Origin of the sequence: Parasphingorhabdus flavimaris (genome assembly GCF_013371215.1) — a bacterium.
GTDB classification, from domain to species: domain Bacteria; phylum Pseudomonadota; class Alphaproteobacteria; order Sphingomonadales; family Sphingomonadaceae; genus Parasphingorhabdus; species Parasphingorhabdus flavimaris.
On sequence record NZ_JABWMH010000003.1, the window covers coordinates 348,506 to 366,090 of the forward strand.

The window sequence follows — 17,585 nt, forward strand, 5'->3', positions numbered from 1 at the left end:
TTTCAGTTCGTTACTAGATTTTAGCGGAGGAGAAATCTGATGTCAGGCGGTTCCAAGCCGAAGCGGAAAGACCTTCGCACTTCGCGGCCCCGTATCGTTGTCCATTTTGGAAGCAAAGAAGAGGTCGAGTTCGTTAAAAAGTCAGCGCAGGGTGCCTCAACCTCTGAATATTGCCGCGAGCGCATCTTATTGTCAAACGGCTTCCGAGATCCCGTATACGACATAACGTCGAGGTTGTTGGTTACAGTAAATCTCGTTCAGAATGATCTATTCACAATTTGCGACGTTATCCGGGCCCTTACTTCGTTGCGTAAAGCTATCCCGAAGCAATCCGATGGTAGGCCAATCCAAACCCCTGAGATGTCCCGTCTGATCCAGCAAGCGAGCGATGCAATCGCCACAATGATTGAGAGAAACAGCGAGCGAATGGAGATAGATCACGATCTGGTCAAAATTTCTCGGGAGATCGTCAATTTACTGACCGACCGCGAGATCAACAATCGTTCTTCTGCGATCACTGACTGGCGTAAGCCGACGCCATGATCATCAAAATCTGGCAATATCGCGATCAAATAAAAGATCTTGTAGGCGGAGCGGCAAAACAAGCGCGCAGCTTTGATATCGCGATAGGCTGCTCCTCATACATAATCGGGCTCGCTGCCTCGGGCGAGCACCATCATGCTTTTGTGACCGCAGAACGAGTTGGTGAATATGCAATAATGGACCCGGAAGGTGAGGGGTCGCATCGTATAGTAGAGCGATACGCCGACAATCTGTCTTCAAATAAGGTCCAAGATCATGTCAGAGATATGGCCGTATATGCAGCTGGCGCAGGTCTCGACCGCCTTTGGCACATGACATGGAGCCATCGCAAAGGCGAAGCGGTCGACAGCGCATCAATGAGGCGTCAGCGAGCAACGATCTGCCGTATAATGGGAATCGAAGAATGTCCGTCAGTAGGCGCATTTCACGGTGATACCCCAAACTCCCACGGTCATCATCTCTCTGTTTCTATCAATGCCGCAACTGGCGGCAATGTAAGTTTTGGATACGGCTGGTGGAAAGAAGCCGCACAAATCGCGATCGCTGTTTGTGAATATCAAGAGGGCCTCGGGCCCGAACCGAACAGGAGATATGTGGCAGACGAAACCGGCGTCTATCATACCTTCTCAGACATAAAAATTGCAGACGCGCGCGGTTCAATAATCAAAAATGCTGATGGGAAGGTTGACCATCAGCTCATTCATAGCATCCAGAGCCAGCATGAAATTATCTTTGATAACAACAAAGCGGGACCAAAAGACCTCGCCGGTGAAGAATGGCCTATGTCAAGAGTTGCGCACATTCTTGCAGCACCCCGGATACAAAATGCGAAAGACTGGCCTGATCTCCACAGTAGGCTGGCGCGAGTAGGACTTCGCTATGTTAAAGTTGGTAACACAGCTGTTCTTGAAACCGTGCCGCAAAATGGAAAGCAGAAATCTTTAAAAATTGCAGCAGGAAAGGCTTACTCGAACGCAGCGTTAGGCAAGCTGCAGGCCAAGTTCGGCACACCCTATGTTCCGCCTTGTCCAAGCCTAAAAATCAGGCCGTTCGTAATGCCGCGCTTCGACAAGCCAACCACCGATGCGAAAAAGGAAAACTCGGCGGCAAGATGGGACCTTTCCCAGGAAGCAAAAAAACTCACCTCTCACATGCAAACCGATAATCTTCATCGACAGGAAGATTATCGTGATGGCAAAAAGGGCGCAAATTACAATTATCTAGCAAGCAGGCAACGTCAAATGGCTGAAGAGGAGCTATCCGTTGCCAAGCAATTTGCTGTAGCCATCGGAGCGAGACGAGCCCGCCGCAAGCGATCGCCGGACACGGGCAAGCTGCTGCCAAAACCTACAATATCCACACAATTTTTGGCAATTATATGGAGCAGGTTCAAGCCAGATAATGGAAAGGTCAAAGCTGATATCAAGGGCAAGTTGGCAAAGCGATACCAGATTAAGAAGCGGCTTGGCCGGATTGAATATTACGAAGGTATGCGGCTGATGTTCGTAGAGACTCAAAACATGATCGCCATCAGATCAACTGCGCGGCGAGCGCAGATTGATGCGCTTCGTCTTGCCGCAGCGAAACTTTCATCGGTTCGAATTTTTGGCAAACCTGCTGCAATTGCCAACACTGTATTTTTGGCCGCTGAACTTGGGCTGCAGCTCGAAGACCAGCAAAAGTCTTCCGGTGAAAAACACTGCGACAAGATTGAAAGGGAACGTCATCGCGGGATTCTAGAACGACACCGAATTTGGCTCGATTTGGTTCCAAAACTCAGGATTTATCGGGATAAAGAGCGAGCAGCCAAACAAAAGCGGCGCAAGCAAGCTGAGTTGTTCACAGATTCCAAAATTGAGACTTTAGGAATGCGCAATCAGATCGCGCGGGAGGCGGCACGAAACAAACAATTGAACGATCCATTGCCAGGAAGGGCCAGCCGAATATTAGACAATATGGATCGAAACACCTTGCTTCTGGCCTCTTCGCGGGGAACACGCGGCGGCTATCGCTATCTCGATGATCCTGCACTGTTTAATGCTTTTTCAAAAACTCCTGAGGCGTTGCTTTTATCGGAAACACAAATGCGGCTCGAAGCAATCGAGCATATACAAATGGAGCAACGAAAATGGTTTTGCGCCGCTATGCATTCAGATCGGATCATTGTTAAGGAGGGCAAGGTTGAAATTTCCAAACCAGAGGATCACTGGGTTATGGCGTTTTACGAGCAACAAAAAGATGATCCGACGTTCAACCGCTTAATAGCAGTATCTTACCTGCGGCCAGACCGCTTTAAGTTTGATACTGATATACCGCCGGAAATTGTTACATGGCGCTCCGCGCGCGCTACCAATAAACAACAAATGGCCGATTATATTGCCGATGAACTGCATCTGCGGGCAAGAACCGATAAGCGCGATCCTAAGAGCGGAGCCGAAGAATGCAGGCGGATATTTAATCTCATACCGTATGAAGCGCAGGCCTTGCGCGATACGCCGGGACATTTTCTCAGCCAGTATAAAAACTGGTCCTTTCGTAAACCTGACGAGAGTGAAGCTCAGTGGGAGCGTAGACGTAAACTAATTATCCGTAACAATAATTCTTGGGGCCGCTGACGCTTCAGCGGACATCTGTGTTGTAGAAGAAAAAATACATTGAAAGTGCTTTGCCGGTGAAGCCGGCAGGTGAGAGGAAAAAAGAGCAGTAGCGCTCGGCAAAGCCTCGCCGGTTTCCCAACAGGAGAAACCAAAATGAACATGTTACAAAACCAATCAGAGCTGGAGGAAATTTCCAGACGGCTTGACCGTGAAGAAGGCTACCGCGTGCTGCGCGCCGTCCCGAAACGCTTTTCTCATATGCCGGAAGACGGCGTGCCGCCCGATGGCAGATGCATTGCAATTTTAGACACTGAAACTTCGGGACTAAACGTTCATGAAGACAAGCTGATCGAACTCGCGATTATGCTGGTGTGGGTGGATGATGACGGAGAGGTCAGCGGGCACATGGGGCCGGTAAGTTGGCTGCAAGATCCCGGAATAGAACTGGAACCGGAGATCACGTTGATCACCGGCCTTGCCAATCATCATTTGGCCCACAAGCAGATTGATGATGCAGCAGCATTGGGCTTCCTCGATCGAGCGGATCTGCTGGTCGCCCAGAACGCAAAATTTGATTTGGCTTGGATCGAGCAGCGCTATCCAAAACTGAAAGGCAAGGCCTGGGCTTGTTCCTGCAGCGAGATCGACTGGTTGAAGCTTGGCTACGAAGGACGCTCGCAACAACATCTGCTGGCTCAGCATGGCTGGTTTACCAATGCCCATAGGGCTGAGGCAGACGTCTGGTCATTGTTCTGGTTGCTGCAGCAGCGTCAGCGGGGGCCAGGCGACAGTCCGGTCCAGAGCCATCTGCAGCGTCTGCTGCAAGCTGCCGAGACGCCGACCGTGCTCGTTGAAGCGTTGCGCGCGCCATATTCTGCAAAGGATAAGCTCAAGGCTCGAGGTTATCGGTGGGATGCTGGGCGCCGCATCTGGTGCAAAGAAATGGCAGAGGAAAAGCTGGCTGTTGAACGCAGCTGGTTCCGAACCGAGGGACTTCCACTGTTCGGAGCTAAAACGATGACCGCAACTGAGCGTCACCGGTAAAAATTAATCACAAGCCTCAACAACCACGGCCTGCCTTTCGGCGGGCTTTTTTTATGAAAGAAATATACTCATGACCAACCCAACAGAAATTGAACGACAGCTGTCACGCGAAGCCAATCTATTTGCAGCGCGCGGCAGTGCAGCCCATCACGACAGAACCCGCACCTATATCGTTGCTGACTTTGAATATGGCTATGACCGGGACCGCCATAACGGATATGGCGTAGCTGAAGGCAAAGACGCCGAGGAAAAGATACGTTGGCCGTTTCACCGCGTGGCGGCGGCATCTTGGTGCGTGATGCGCTTCAAGCGGGGTTCGGATATTCCCGAGATCCAAGGTCCGATTGTTCTCTCTGCCAATGACCACAGCGAAAAGGAAATGGTCTCTGTTTTCTTTGATGCCTTGGACCAGGAACCAGGCGCTGTGCTGGTGACATGGGGCGGGGAGCATAAGGATCTGGCCGTTCTGCGCCGAACCGCTGGTGAGCTTGATCTGATCATGCCCGGGCAGCTGCGCGAACTCTCGCCAGTCTCTGACCGTAGGATCGATCTATGCGGCGCCGTCTCGATCCGCGCGGAATCGGTTCATCTTCCGGAATATGCAGCAGCTTGCTCGATACCGGCAAAGCCGTCGCCATCCAAAACCATCGGCGAGCTGGTCGAGAAGGGGATGTGGGGGGATGTCGAGGAGCAGGTGCTGGCTGACGTCATGACGACAGCGATCATCATGTTGCGCCATCTCAAATCCCACGGGCTGATCCGCTGCGCCATTCCAGCATGCAGTTTGGCGCTGGCAAATGCAGCGACGAGCGCGAACCCGGAGAGCGAGTTTCTGAGGCGAACGTTCAAGCCCTGGGCTCAGCTCAAAGATAGCACAGCCAATTATACCTGTCCGATCTACCGGGCAGCGTAGCTTCTATTCTACGCTCCATCACGAGCGTGGACATTTTTAAAGTCGAGCCGGCGTGATCACGGGCAGCGCTCTATTGACGACTGGCTCTACCAATATCTTCTAACCAATCCTCAAGCGGGCGGCATCTCAGGATGACCGCCCGCTTGGCATTTCAGGATAATTTTTATGAAACTTCCCATATATTCGGAGCGGATCGTCACCTTCTCCGTCGTCTATCATCCCTATCGCCGCAACACCGAACGGTTCATACGCGCCTTTGGTGCCTTCGAAGTCAATTTCCAGCCTGGTGATGACATATTGTTCACGCGCCATCATCATACATATCCGGATAAGGATCGAACCGCTCCTTTACTGGAAATGACGAAGCTGCTCGATCAACAGACCGACTGCGTTTGCGCGGTTCTGGAAGCTCCGGGCGGGTCTCACCGGCCAAAAACCAAAGCCGACTTTGCGAAAAATGTCCTTGATGCACTGCCGATCTTCAATCTGGGTCTCCACCGCAAGATCCATGTTCACCGGACAGAAGACCAATATGTCAGGGTCAGCGCCGAACTGTTTGGCATAACTTTGGCGTCCAAGATGGCCGGGCCGTCAGAAAAATCCCGGCGAGCAGCAGACCACGCTCAAGCGCTGTGGCTGTCCTGGGTGTTCAATTGCCTTGCTGAGGATCCGGATCAGGCGAACCTGGTTGCGGCCTTTCAGGCTTGGCGCTGCGTCGACGACCTGCGTCCCGTGATATTTTAAAGAACAGGCATTCGCGTAGCGGCCACTGACCTTCGGGGCAGCGTCTGCCGCGCGGCATCATCAATCAATAACAGCAGGAGCAGAAATCATGTAGTAAACTCACCAAGACCCTGCAGCGGGCAAAACGCTGCACACATCATCAACCAAGTCGCTCGACATTTCGTCGTTGCGGCTTTTTTTATATCTAAAGGAAATATATCATGGCGAAGAAGCCAACCAATAATCGCGCGCCGACAAAGGCCGAGCCCAACAAGCCTTATAAAATCGCGGGCACTTCCATCGTCCCGGCCCAGCTATTCCATGTTCCCTCGCTTCAGCCAAGAAAGGAGGGGCCGTGGCGCGATGAACCCGATAAGCTTTCATGGACTGATAAAGCCACCGGTATGCCCTGCATAATGCTCCGCGCCCGGCTTGGCACTTTATCAGGCTATGTCGCGGTAAACACCGAGCATCCTCTGTTCGGCTTCGACTACCGCGCTGTTCCAGCAGACCTTGGCATTCAGCCTCACGGCGGCCTGAACTACAGCGCGCCCTGCGATGAAGAAGCGGACGAACGCGTTTCTGTCTGCCATATTTCACAGCAGCCCCGGGAACGGGTCCGCCATCCGCGCGGCAAGCAGGAGCATCCTCCATTCAGTGAAGAACTATGGTGGTTCGGGTTCGCCTGCGACAAATCCTACGATTTGGTTCCTGGCTGCTACCAAATCCATATGTCGGCTGAAAACGGGCAGACTTATCGCGGCGAGGATTACGTATTCACCCAGTGCACAAATCTCGCGCATCAGTTGGCTGCGGCTGGTGGCGAGATGGGTTCGGGCGTTCCCATCGATACGAGCAGCTTTACCGTGCCGCCTGTCGGTCTTGATGCAGGGGAGAAGTAAGATGGACGAGAACATTCCATACGAAAAACGCCGCAATCCCAATCTGCCTTGGGGATACTGGATGGCAGCTCCAGGTGAAACCACAGGCGATCAGGTTCTGATCGATGAAGATGGCAGCCGGTGGGCGTCTGTTCGTGAATGTCTGTGGGTCAAGCGCTTTAACATGGCGATGCCCGAGCATCTTCCGTATATTGACCTCGAACTGGAGTTCCTGCTCACCTTTCTGGTCATCACGGAACGCCGGATCATTCGGGTTGAGGAGAAGGCCATTGACATATTTGGTGACCATGACAGGGCCCGGTTCTACCAAAGCTGGCTGATCGACAAGAAGCTCATGACGTATGATCGGGGCGGTTGCCTATTTCCCGAACTCACCCCGGAAGCCTTTGCTATCTTGCTGATGCTGGCCAATACACGCAGCCTGAGGAACCAACCGCTGCCGGTCGGCCTGCCGACGCTGGAGCGATGGCATGGGCTCGACCCGGAAGCCATGACGCCCGAATGGGAAGCAGCGCTGCAGAAACTGGAGCGCTATGCCGACCGGCTGCCATATCGGTTTGAGCGGGTGATGATCGGCAAGCTTAATGCCATTAGGCTGGTCGGTGATGGACTGGGGCCGAACATCCCGCTCCGCCGGACCTTGTGGTCGCTCACCTTCCGGGATCAATATGCGCGGGACCGGTTCTACTACTGGCTTTGCCACCGCGTCGATCGGTGGAGCGATTGGGGGACGCGCGCTTGGGAAAATGGCCCCCGAGCGCTCAGCGAATATTTGCTGCAGCTGAAATTTGCAGATGAACCGGCCGTGATGCCAGACTGACCAAGCAGCATGATGCCAAGAACAACGGGCGGGCTCTTCGGAGGCCGTCCGTTGTCATTTACCTAGGCGTAAATTTACCAAAAACCCGCTTCCCTCTAGTTCATCCGGAGCACCTCGCCATCTAGTCTCCCATGCTTCGTTAGCCTACAAGGTCAGGTGACCAATCGATTTACTCGGTCGCTGCGTTGAAAGTTACCTCTGAATCCGGAGCAGACATGCCCTGAGTTCGACTCCGGCATTTCCGACGTCGGTCCAGACAAAGCCGCAGGCCATGGTCCTCTTTTCAGATTAGCTTATTGAAAGCCGGCAGTCGCGAATCCACCTAGTAATTGCAGTTCTGGCGCGAGCAAATTCTGAGCGCTGGACGGCAGCTTTCAGAATCGAGAATGGGTCGAGGAGACGGCAACAATTGCGCGTAATTTCGGACCGACTGTAGTTGGGCCGGAAGCGACCATAGAACATGATCGCCGTAGATGCACTTATGGAAAGCCGGGCGAAATCTGACAATCGACTTATACTTTCCGTCAATACTGGCTGCGTTGATTGCAGGCTATCTCCGCCAGAGGTCAAATGCGGGTGTCGCGCCGATTTTTGCGTAACGAACAGAGGAACCTGCTCGCCAGCATCTCGTCACGGTTCGCCGAGGCAGCATAATATAGTTGAACGGGGCGGTCTGGAAACATTTTTCCAGACCGCCCAGTCAAAACGAATGTTCAAACCTACTGCCGGTAAAAACGAACGATCCCGCGCAACGAGGTGCGCAGCGGCGCCTAAATTGTCTTCAAGCTCTCCATAAGCCTAGTCGCCAAAGGCATATTATGCAGTTCTGGCGGCAAATATTATTTTACTCGCGCTTTTCTTGGCTCACGAAGTTTTGCAGGAAGCAAAGAAACAGGGAAGGGGTCCAGATGCTTCGTTACTTCCGGTATCGTTGCTACGGCATTACGCAACAGTGCCATATGCGCCTTCGAGTAACGTCCTTCAGTTTCCCCTTTGAGAGCATGGCCAGCAAAATCTGCTCTGATTTCAGATGGGATTCCAGCACCCTTCATTGAATCTATCGCGGTGTGACGAAATGCGTGCATTGCTTGGCCGCCTTTAAGAAATGCTAGTTCCTTGGCTATCTTGGTCCAAATACGTTTATAATAGGCATCGCCCATCTGGCCCAAGCCGCTCTCAGCTACTAGCTCCGGAAATAGGGTCTTCTCTCCCGCTTCGCGTAGCGCCGTCACATAATCAATCAAGCCCAATCGCTGCAATTCCTTCGCCACCGGCACTTTGCGTGCCGAACTAATGGTCTTCACCCGGCGCACGTCATTGGCGCGAACGTTGAAGAACCAAAAACCATCTTCCGTTTCCACATCATTGACGTCCAGGCCGCAAATTTCATCGCGGCGCATCCCTGAATACCACGCGATCAGGGGCACGAAATACCACGCATCGTGAACGAGCAAATCGCCTGGCTGCATACGCCGCGCATGTGATTTTGAACCTGTCCATGGCGGGAGATTGAAAATCTCCCTGCCTTGCTCCACGGTATAGACCGATTGTAGTTCACGTTGGTTACGAGTGTCGTTCATAATGAATGCTCCATAGTCAAGTCGTCCCAATGGGTGGTGTTTGTTAAACCAGCCAGTGAGCTGGCGCAGGAAGCCCCAATGCCGGTTGGTCGTAACAACGCCCAACCCAAGTTCTTTTCGAGAAAGGTGCTCGGCCGGCTTAATTTTTGTATCTGTAACTCGCCCTTTCCGCTTCGCTTCTTTTTTCATCGCTTCTTCACCAGCAACGACTTTGGCTTCGGTTTCGTCGATGATTTGCCAGATCGTCATATCGCGATGCTTGGGGGATTTACGAAAGGAGGGGCCGTGCAGCTTTTCGAAACACTGGTCTAGTTTGACGAGATCGTCATGCGTGACGGTCGCCAGCGCTCGCCCGTCCATGACCTGCTCGAGAAGCATTGCAGGAAGTTCGAACTGGTTGCGCGTTTTCAAGGTCCAAGGTTCGCCTTTTTTTCGCGAATTGCCGTCCTTGCCGCCTGTGCGCGGATTATGCTCAAAAAATCTGAGCACTGCTTCGCTTGGTGTCATGGTGACCCACTCGTTAGCTACAGGCTGGTGAGAAGTTACGGTAGGTGAAGAATTTTGAGGGTTTATTGGTTCATAACCCGCCACTTGGACCGGAGCATAAGCCGTGCTTGGATCGGCGAGAACGCGGCGGAATTCCCGGACTGCCTCAATGCGCGCCTGATTGACCACTTTGCGCGCCATGGCTTCACGCAATACAGTTTCTTCCACGCCGATTTCGGCCAGTCTTGTGACGGCTGCCTCCTCAGCGCCATCCTGCTGAATTGATTCGGCAAGGTCCGACCAAGCCATGATGACAATGGGTTCATCGTCGTCGTCGGGATCTATCCGGGCGATCAGGAAATCATCGATTTTGCCTTTTACGACGCCGTCACTTGCTGCTGATTCGCTAGCGCCCAGACGCAGCGAGAGCGCTTTGTCTATATCGTCGTGATCTTCTGGAGGAATAATGTGGAGGTTTGCGTGCATGACTTCGAGTCGATCGCGCTCAATCAGCATTTGGCGGCGATAGATTTCCGCCCGCTGAGCGCTGGTCAGTCCGTCGCTCCTAATATTCGTCATCATGTTCATCGCGACCCTCTCGCAAATCAAAGTCAGCGCTGGAGCGAGTAACGCTGCATGCCTTCGATTCGTAGTCTTGAGGGACATCCTTAACCGAAAAGGCTTATCAAGCCCTAAACGTATGAGGCGGCGATAATAATAGGTGCCGTGCTTGCGAGTGACGTTTTGTATTCCGCACATGGGTGGTGGTATCCTTCCGTGGCACCCTGTCGTGGCGAACCACGACGGGGTAAGAGAAAGAAACCAAATATTTCAAGAGCTTATGTCATTGTTGGCTGGGGCTCCTGCCACCCCAACCAACTTTTCATCGATCAGATCATTGGACTGCGGGTAGCAGACCACAAAGCGCAAGCTCGTCCTGGATACAGCAGGATCAGTGACGGCCATCGGCGTATTTCCGTCAGGAACAGGGCCTGGCAAGGTGAATGAGACACCAGCTCTGAACAATCCGGCGGAAGGCAGTAAGCTATCATTAACCAAATAGGAGCATTGATTATTTTCCGGCCAAGCCATAGTCTCGGGAAACAGGTGTCAGATATGGGCAAGACGTTTGAAAAACTGAATCTGAAGAGCATAGCGCTCATGGGCAGTTTACACCGCAATCTGCGAACTATCGCGGTCGCGTGGATATTGGTGATGAGCTTTGCCTGCGGGTTGCGCTTGGCATTTTCGGCGACGGATATTGTTTTCGGCTGGTCGGCGGTGGCTGCCGTAGCGCCCTATTTCCTCGTCATAGCCTCACCGGTTGCCGTCCTGTTCTTGTTGTTGCGGATTTTCCCGGCCAATGGTCTGTTCGCTCAGCCAGAGATACGGCTGGCGCGCTATGGCAGGTGGCGGGAGCTCAGCTGTCTGGAAGCCAACGGCCATCCGCTGTTCGGAACAACAGGCATGATGGCGTCGCTGGTGATCGGAATGCTGATCAACGTGCCGTTTCGCAGCATCGAATTCTTGATGGCTATTCCCGCGCTGGGCAGCCATCCGCCCTTGTGGTTCAGCGATTTGTTCACCCTGATGGCCGCCGACCTTATCGTCATGAACGGCCTCTATATTACCGCTTTTGTCATGGCGATCCGCCATGTGCCATGGTTTCCGAGATTTCTTCTGCTGGTCTGGGGCGTTGATCTTTGTTCGCAACTGGCGATCGCGCAACTGGTCGCCGCAACGCCAAATGTCCCGGCTGCGGTATCGAGCGCGCTATCGGGACTGTTGGTCGGAAACCTGCAGAAAGTTTTGATCAGCGCGGCAATCTGGTTACCGTATCTGCTGCTGTCGGACCGCGTCAATCTGACCTATCGTCGGCGGGTGCGGGTTCAAACATAGCTTGGCGGAAAATATCTATAACCAGGTTGCAAAAATTCTCGATCGAAGGCAAGGGCTTACAATAGTCGCCCTGTAATTTCATTGCGGAAAAGGCCGAGAGTGCTTTTTGCGCTCAGGGACTCTTATGGAACAATTTATTTCAGGTCTAAGGCGTGACCGTTTGCCGATTATTATCGTTGCCGTTTTTATTGTCGTCGCAACTGCTGTTCGCATTTATTACGGATTTGCCCCGTTTAAGCTGTCGTCTTTTTTAAACAATTCAGCGATCATCGCATCTGGGCTTTTTGGTCTCGCCAGTGTCTGGACATTATTCAAGCTGGTAAAGGAAAGACCCGACTCTCCGATAATATTTTTGCGAACGAACCCGGTTGTTCGGAATGTCTTTGCCAGACTTCCAGGGTTGCTGCCGATCCTGTTTGCACAGGCGCTGTTCATGCCAACGTTTTCAGCGATGAAGTTATTGGTGGGAAAAATGTTTCCTTATACTTGGGATCAATTGTTCATCTACTGGGACGTGGTTCTTCATGGTGACCATGCGTGGATATACTTGCAGCCATTTATTGGGCATGCTGCAATCACTTCCGGCATAGCTCTGGTTTATCATATCTGGATATTATATCTTTATCTGGCATTTCCTATGGTCTGTTTTTGGCGCGGTAATCCAATACGCAGAGAGCAATTACTTGTTAGCTATTTTCTATGCTGGATTATTATCGGCGTCGTTATGGCTAATGGTCTGGCTTCCGTGGGGCCATTTGCTCTCGAAAGCATTAAGAGCGACCTGACATTTACGCCTTTGATGAACTATCTTTATCAGGCTGGAGAAGTGTTTCCAGTATTGACTCTTGATGTTCAAGAGACGCTGCTGGTCTGGCATCAGTTACGCGACGATGGCTTAGGGCGTGGGATTTCTGCCATGCCGTCAATGCATGTCAGCATAGCAATGTTGTTTGCGATTTTTGGTTGGCACGTATCTAAGCGCATTGGATTGATACTCACAGTGGTTTTTCTTCTAATTTTGCTGGGCTCGGTCCACCTCGGATATCATTATGCCGTGGATGGCTATGTCGCCATTGTTGCAACTTTCATAATCTGGATCACTGCAGGATTGTTCGTCAAGAGCAGCACATTCAAAACTTCCGCTCACTGAGAATGATCGAATATCATGCCCGACAGGCTGGCGACTCGGAGATGGATTCCGGCCAAACTAAACTAAAGTATTAAAACTATAGTAACTCATTGGGATATAACGAAATATATTGATTCGGACAGAAGCTAAGGCCCAGGGTTAACTGGTTAACAAAATCTTTACATAAAACTTTGTAAATAAACGATTATTTATGCCCCATTGACAAAAAAGCTGCCGGGGTCCTCTCTAGTAGCTGTTCACGGGTTGGACTTGCTGCATCGGTCGTCTTTATTTCGACCACGGGTCGCAGACGTTCGGTAGCCCCCGCCCGATGGACTTGTAAGATGCTGGAAATGGTTTCGGCAGAAAAACGGGGATTAACTATGACTAAATTTTTGAAAAACTTTGCTATGGACGAAAGCGGCGCATCGGCGGCTGAATATGCGCTGATCCTGGCGATTGTTGGTTCAGGCATTGCCCTTGCAGCGTTCGCTCTTGGCGGTGCAATTGAGACCGCGATCAGTGACGCAACATGTCAGATCGAAGCAGATGACACAGCTGGATTAGCAAACTGCTGATGATTTAATTAACTGGTTAACCCCACCAAGCTGTGTCGGGCGACAGCGGCTTGGTGGGGTGCCACCAGTTATTAATCTAAATATTCAGATTGCATTCCAGGGGGAAGCAGTGTCATGCCGCAAAATCGATCTTTAATCGTATTGGGTCTCGCGATCCTTTTGGGACTGGCGGCGGTATTTGTCGCCAACAGCTATTTGAGCGGCGTCGAGCAGCAGGCGGAAACCGTCGACAAAACACTGGTCCGCGTCGCCGTGGCGCGTGTCCCGCTGGAATATGGTACGGCCGTAACCACCGAAAATATCAAATTCGTTTCCTGGCCAAGAGCTTCACTGCCGGCCGGAACCTTTCCAAGCCGGACCGGGCTTGTTGTCCCCGGCGCACCCCGCGTGGCGTTGCGTCCGATCGAGGTCAACGAACCGATCATGAAATCAAAACTTTCCGGCGAAGGCGGCAGGGCGTCGATATCCGCCGTCCTTCCCGCCGACAAGCGCGCCATTGCCGTCCGCGTGGGCGACGTGACCGGCGTTGCCGGCTTCGTTCTTCCTGGCGACAGCGTCGATGTGTTTATCACGAGGCAGGTCACAGACAGCAATGGCGACCAGTCGGGCCAGATCACCGATGTCCTGCTCCAGAACATCAAGGTCATCGCGATCGACCAGAATGCCAATGACAATGCCAATCAGCCCAAAGTCAGCAAGACAGCGACCCTCGAAGTGGATCCGGTCGACGCGCAGAAGCTGGTTCTGGGTGAAACGGTCGGCAGCCTGTCGCTGGCACTGCGCAATGTCGCCAATCAGGACACCGAAGCGGTCCAGACTGTCAGCATCGATGATCTGCAGGATGGTGCCTATAGCGGCCGCTATCGTTCGCCATCCTCGAGCTATGCCAATTACACTCGGGCGCCGGTTTATCGCGTCCGCAGGAGCAGCGGCGGCGCTGCAAGACCAAAACGCCCATCAAACACAACCAGCGTGCAAATCGTGCGTGGAACCGGGGCGACAAATTACGAGGTGAAACGTCATGCTGGTTTCTAGATTGGGAAAAAGGCTGTCCGCCTGCACATTGCTGGCACTGGCATGCACCACAGCAACCACTCCGCTGTTCGGACAGTCGGTCTATACCGCCGATCAGTATAGCGGCGCCCATGGCGGCCAGCTGGATGTCCCGCTGAACAAGAGCCAGATCCTCAACGTCGACCGGAATTTTTCGCGCGCGATGATCGGCAATGACGAAATTGCCGACATATTGCCGATGACCAACCGGTCGCTCTATGTGCTCGGCAAGCAAATGGGCACGACCAGCCTGACGCTCTATGACAGCAGCAACCGGATGATATCGGTCGTCGATGTCGCCGTTGGCCCGGATGTGGTTTCGCTGCGCCGGCAACTCGAACAGCTCATTCCCGGCGAGAAGGTCGGAGCCAATATATCCAATGATTCGATTGTCCTGACAGGCGTGGTGTCGAACGCGCCCGCGGTTGACAGGGCCGTGCAACTGGCGCGGACCTACGCCGGCGACAATGTCGTCAACATGATGTCGGTCGGCGGTACCCAGCAGGTGATGCTCGAGGTCCGCTTCTCCGAGATGAACCGCCAGGTTGGCAAGCAGATGGGACTCAATGCGGCATTCATGTCGCGCAACGGGCGGTTTCAGGGCGGATTCGGGACCAATGCCCCGTCTACCGCTCTCCTCACCAATCAGAATGGCAACCCGACGATCAATATCGGGGGAATATTGGAAAGCTTCGGGATTGTCGCAGGATCGTTCAATATCGGAAATCTGGATATTTTTGGTGCCCTTGATGCTCTGGAACGCAAAGGGGTTGTAAAAACGCTTGCCGAACCGACCCTGATCGCATTGTCGGGTGAAAGAGCATCTTTCCTCGCGGGCGGTGAATTCCCGGTCCCGATTGCGCAGAGCAATGGTGATGGCGGCAACGGCAGTGGCGGCATCACCGTCGAATTCAAGCCGTTCGGAGTAAGCCTTGCCTTCACCCCGACGGTTTTGGCCGATGGCGTGATCAACCTTGTCGTGGAACCGGAAGTCAGCTCGATCGATCCATCGGCGTCCATCAGTGTAAACGGGCTGGTGATACCGGGCTTGCAGACCCGGCGGGCCAATACTACGCTTGAATTGCGCGACGGGCAGTCGTTTGCCATTGCCGGATTGATCCGTCAGGATTTTCAGGACACGGTTCGACAGTTCCCGATCCTGGGATCCATTCCGATTATTGGTTCATTATTCCGCTCTACCAGCTTTGCAAAACAGGAAACCGAACTGGTCATCATCGTTACGCCGCGGCTGGTGCAGCCAATGAAGGCCGACATGGTCAGCCTGCCAACCGACCGGGTAAAGAATCCGACCGAGCTGGAATTGTTCCTGATGGGCCGGACCGACAAGGCAGTCGGGGTCGATCCGTTTGATCCAGACGCACCGCCACCAGAAGCCGACACAACCATTCCAGCAGAAGGCGGCTTTATCGGGCCGAACGGATATGAATTTTAAATGCACCCTGATCTCCGCAGCGCTCGCTGCCGCGACCGTTGCCGGTCTTTCGGCCTGTACCGCCAACGACACCACTTTTGGGGGCGCCGTCCGGCAAAATTACGCCGCGCAAATCGTCAATCCGGATCCGCAATATGAAGAGGCACAGACCACTGATGGCACTCTCGGAGCTGCTGCGGTCGAGCGCTATCGCTCGGACCAGGTCAAAAAACCGGTGAGCATCAGAACCACCAGTGGATCTGGTGGATCTGGTGGATCAGGTAGTGGTCCGAATTGATCGCAAAAGAAAGGGAATGAAAAGTGAAGCGCGTGAAATGGAGCAAGTTCAGGGACGATGAGGGCGCAGCGGTTGCCCCGACAATCGCGCTGTCTTTATTCGCTCTGATCGCGGTTGGCGGGGTCGGCTTCGACTATGCCCGGATGGCTGCAATGGATAGCGAGCTTCAGAATGCGGCGGACCAGGCAGCGCTTGCAGCGGCAACGCAACTGGATGGCCAGACCGGAGCCATGACCCGTGCCACGACCGCAGCGCAATCTCTGGTCACCAATTCAACTCTGTTCTCCAACGATAATGTCGGCAGCACGGCCATTTCCATTCCGACGGCCAATGTGGTTTTCTATGTCGACAAGGCCAAGGCAACGGTCGCCACCACGGATGCAGACGCTAATTTCGTGGAGATAACGACGGTTACGCGTACTGCCGATTTCGCGTTGACGCCAATTGTCGCGGCATTTTCATCCGGGCCGCTCGCTGCGATCGCTTTCGCTGGAGTGGGGTCGTCGATTTGCAAATCCCCTCCGGTGATGTTTTGCAATCCGAGTGAACCGCCCGGCAATTTGGACCAGAATTTTGGCTTTAACGTTAATTCGTATATTGGATCAGGCTTGAATTTGGTTTCCGTGGGCAATGGCAGCGGCTCTTGGTCCCCCGGTAATTTTGGTTATCTCAGTAGTCACGGTGGAAGCAATGGCGTCCCGGGTTTGCGGGAGGCGCTCGGTTGGGACGCCCTGCCGGGCGATTGCATTTCCGGTTCGGGTGTTGATACAAAGCCTGGCGCGAGCGTGGATGTTACCGATTCACTCAACACTCGTTTTGATGTTTATCAAGACGGCCCGACATGCCCCGCCGGCGGCACCTGTTCTCCCTCCGTAAACTCGGTCAAGGACCTGATCAAAAAACCGGGAACCAATGGCAATAGTTGCAAGATCCACAATCAGGGCTGGCAGGAATCATCGGCTCCCTATCTCGCTCCCTCGGCAACCACTGCAATGACGAACGCTCAGGCAGATGCCGTGAAATCAATGGGGCACCCGCGTGACATGTGCCATGCGATCAGCAGCAACGGGTCCTGCGCCGATGGTCGCCTTGGCGACGGGATTTGGGATATCAACGCCTATTTTCGCATTAACTACGGGTCGGGTTTCGCCTGGGCAACTGCAATGACTGCCGCATACGGGACCAGTGACGTTACCCGTTACCAGGTTTATTTGTGGGAAATTGCTCAGACAGGCACCCATTACCCTCGCGCCGCCGAAGGCAGCGGAATGAATACGCTTTATGCTCACCGTACACCGGTATGCGGCGGCCCTGGTTTGACTCCGGGCGCCAACACAGTCGATCGTCGCCGGCTTTCGGTAGCAGTGATCAATTGTGATGCAAATAATGTGAGCGGAAGCTCCACAGGTGTACCGGTCTTGAAATGGGTCGATCTTTTTCTCGTCGAACCTTCATATAATCGTGCGCGCACTGGTGCGGGCGATGTTTATGCAGAAATTATCGGTGAAACCAGCGCTAGCGGTACCGGAGCAACCGTTGGGCAGACGGTGGCACGCAATGTGCCCTATTTGATCGAATGATCATGGGA

15 protein-coding genes are annotated in these 17,585 nt (G+C 53.3%); 14 read left to right on the plus strand and 1 reads right to left on the minus strand.

What is annotated here, in order from left to right:
* The first annotated feature begins 39 nt into the window (after positions 1–39).
* From HUO14_RS10620 to HUO14_RS10650, 7 genes are all read left to right on the plus strand, one after another.
* Positions 40–543: a hypothetical protein gene (locus HUO14_RS10620; RefSeq protein WP_100093806.1), complete on the plus strand. Its 504-nt coding sequence runs from the start codon at positions 40–42 to the stop codon at positions 541–543.
* Positions 540–3,158 carry a relaxase/mobilization nuclease domain-containing protein gene (locus tag HUO14_RS10625; RefSeq protein ID WP_100093807.1) on the plus strand — a complete coding sequence of 873 codons (2,619 nt, stop codon included), beginning with the start codon at positions 540–542 and terminating at the stop codon, positions 3,156–3,158. Before HUO14_RS10620 ends, HUO14_RS10625 begins: the two co-directional genes overlap by 4 nt.
* A gap of 135 nt (positions 3,159–3,293) precedes the next feature.
* Entirely contained in the window at positions 3,294–4,184 is an 891-nt protein-coding gene (locus HUO14_RS10630) for a 3'-5' exonuclease (RefSeq protein ID WP_100093808.1), read from the plus strand.
* A 70-nt stretch (positions 4,185–4,254) separates the two neighbouring features.
* Positions 4,255–5,097: a 3'-5' exonuclease family protein gene (locus tag HUO14_RS10635; protein WP_100093809.1), complete on the plus strand. Its 843-nt coding sequence runs from the start codon at positions 4,255–4,257 to the stop codon at positions 5,095–5,097.
* Positions 5,098–5,262: 165 nt separating this feature from the next.
* Positions 5,263–5,841, plus strand: a complete 579-nt coding sequence (locus HUO14_RS10640; RefSeq protein ID WP_100093810.1) for a hypothetical protein — start codon at positions 5,263–5,265, stop codon at positions 5,839–5,841.
* Between the two features lie 200 nt (positions 5,842–6,041).
* Positions 6,042–6,722: a hypothetical protein gene (locus HUO14_RS10645; protein ID WP_100093811.1), complete on the plus strand. Its 681-nt coding sequence runs from the start codon at positions 6,042–6,044 to the stop codon at positions 6,720–6,722.
* Between the two features lies 1 nt (position 6,723).
* On the plus strand, positions 6,724–7,542 hold the full coding sequence (locus tag HUO14_RS10650; RefSeq protein WP_100093812.1) for a hypothetical protein: 819 nt from the start codon (positions 6,724–6,726) through the stop codon (positions 7,540–7,542).
* Between the two features lie 839 nt (positions 7,543–8,381).
* Here the strand turns inward: HUO14_RS10650 and HUO14_RS10655 are convergent.
* Entirely contained in the window at positions 8,382–10,196 is a 1,815-nt protein-coding gene (locus tag HUO14_RS10655; RefSeq protein ID WP_236553969.1) for a site-specific integrase, read from the minus strand.
* Positions 10,197–10,724: 528 nt separating this feature from the next.
* Between HUO14_RS10655 and HUO14_RS10660 the strand changes: the two genes are divergently transcribed.
* The 7 genes from HUO14_RS10660 to HUO14_RS10690 all read left to right on the plus strand — a co-directional run bounded on the left by HUO14_RS10660 (position 10,725) and on the right by HUO14_RS10690 (position 17,577).
* Positions 10,725–11,507, plus strand: a complete 783-nt coding sequence (locus tag HUO14_RS10660; RefSeq protein WP_176279825.1) for a DUF2569 domain-containing protein — start codon at positions 10,725–10,727, stop codon at positions 11,505–11,507.
* A gap of 124 nt (positions 11,508–11,631) precedes the next feature.
* Entirely contained in the window at positions 11,632–12,657 is a 1,026-nt protein-coding gene (locus HUO14_RS10665; protein WP_176279826.1) for a phosphatase PAP2 family protein, read from the plus strand.
* A 323-nt stretch (positions 12,658–12,980) separates the two neighbouring features.
* Complete coding sequence (locus HUO14_RS10670; protein ID WP_343046090.1) at positions 12,981–13,214, plus strand: Flp family type IVb pilin; 234 nt, start codon at positions 12,981–12,983, stop codon at positions 13,212–13,214.
* A gap of 114 nt (positions 13,215–13,328) precedes the next feature.
* Entirely contained in the window at positions 13,329–14,249 is a 921-nt protein-coding gene (cpaB, locus tag HUO14_RS10675; protein ID WP_176279827.1) for a Flp pilus assembly protein CpaB, read from the plus strand.
* The gene (locus tag HUO14_RS10680; protein ID WP_176279828.1) at positions 14,236–15,720 is read left to right on the plus strand and encodes a type II and III secretion system protein family protein; all 1,485 of its coding nucleotides are present in this window, start codon (positions 14,236–14,238) and stop codon (positions 15,718–15,720) included. The genes cpaB and HUO14_RS10680 overlap by 14 nt, the downstream gene beginning before the upstream one ends.
* Positions 15,710–15,997, plus strand: a complete 288-nt coding sequence (locus HUO14_RS10685; RefSeq protein ID WP_176279829.1) for a hypothetical protein — start codon at positions 15,710–15,712, stop codon at positions 15,995–15,997. Before HUO14_RS10680 ends, HUO14_RS10685 begins: the two co-directional genes overlap by 11 nt.
* Positions 15,998–16,020: 23 nt before the next feature.
* On the plus strand, positions 16,021–17,577 hold the full coding sequence (locus HUO14_RS10690) for a pilus assembly protein TadG-related protein (RefSeq protein ID WP_343046091.1): 1,557 nt from the start codon (positions 16,021–16,023) through the stop codon (positions 17,575–17,577).
* Positions 17,578–17,585: the final 8 nt, after the last annotated feature.

Bases quoted from the DNA above. Each gene is read 5' to 3' on its own strand.
- HUO14_RS10620 (WP_100093806.1), top strand. From the start codon at position 40: ATGTCAGGCGGTTCCAAGCCGAAGCGGAAAGACCTTCGCACTTCGCGG.
- HUO14_RS10625 (WP_100093807.1), top strand. From the start codon at position 540: ATGATCATCAAAATCTGGCAATATCGCGATCAAATAAAAGATCTTGTA.
- HUO14_RS10630 (WP_100093808.1), top strand. From the start codon at position 3,294: ATGAACATGTTACAAAACCAATCAGAGCTGGAGGAAATTTCCAGACGG.
- HUO14_RS10635 (WP_100093809.1), top strand. From the start codon at position 4,255: ATGACCAACCCAACAGAAATTGAACGACAGCTGTCACGCGAAGCCAAT.
- HUO14_RS10640 (WP_100093810.1), top strand. From the start codon at position 5,263: ATGAAACTTCCCATATATTCGGAGCGGATCGTCACCTTCTCCGTCGTC.
- HUO14_RS10645 (WP_100093811.1), top strand. From the start codon at position 6,042: ATGGCGAAGAAGCCAACCAATAATCGCGCGCCGACAAAGGCCGAGCCC.
- HUO14_RS10650 (WP_100093812.1), top strand. From the start codon at position 6,724: ATGGACGAGAACATTCCATACGAAAAACGCCGCAATCCCAATCTGCCT.
- HUO14_RS10655 (WP_236553969.1), bottom strand. From the start codon at position 10,196: ATGAACATGATGACGAATATTAGGAGCGACGGACTGACCAGCGCTCAG.
- HUO14_RS10660 (WP_176279825.1), top strand. From the start codon at position 10,725: ATGGGCAAGACGTTTGAAAAACTGAATCTGAAGAGCATAGCGCTCATG.
- HUO14_RS10665 (WP_176279826.1), top strand. From the start codon at position 11,632: ATGGAACAATTTATTTCAGGTCTAAGGCGTGACCGTTTGCCGATTATT.
- HUO14_RS10670 (WP_343046090.1), top strand. From the start codon at position 12,981: ATGCTGGAAATGGTTTCGGCAGAAAAACGGGGATTAACTATGACTAAA.
- cpaB (WP_176279827.1), top strand. From the start codon at position 13,329: ATGCCGCAAAATCGATCTTTAATCGTATTGGGTCTCGCGATCCTTTTG.
- HUO14_RS10680 (WP_176279828.1), top strand. From the start codon at position 14,236: ATGCTGGTTTCTAGATTGGGAAAAAGGCTGTCCGCCTGCACATTGCTG.
- HUO14_RS10685 (WP_176279829.1), top strand. From the start codon at position 15,710: ATGAATTTTAAATGCACCCTGATCTCCGCAGCGCTCGCTGCCGCGACC.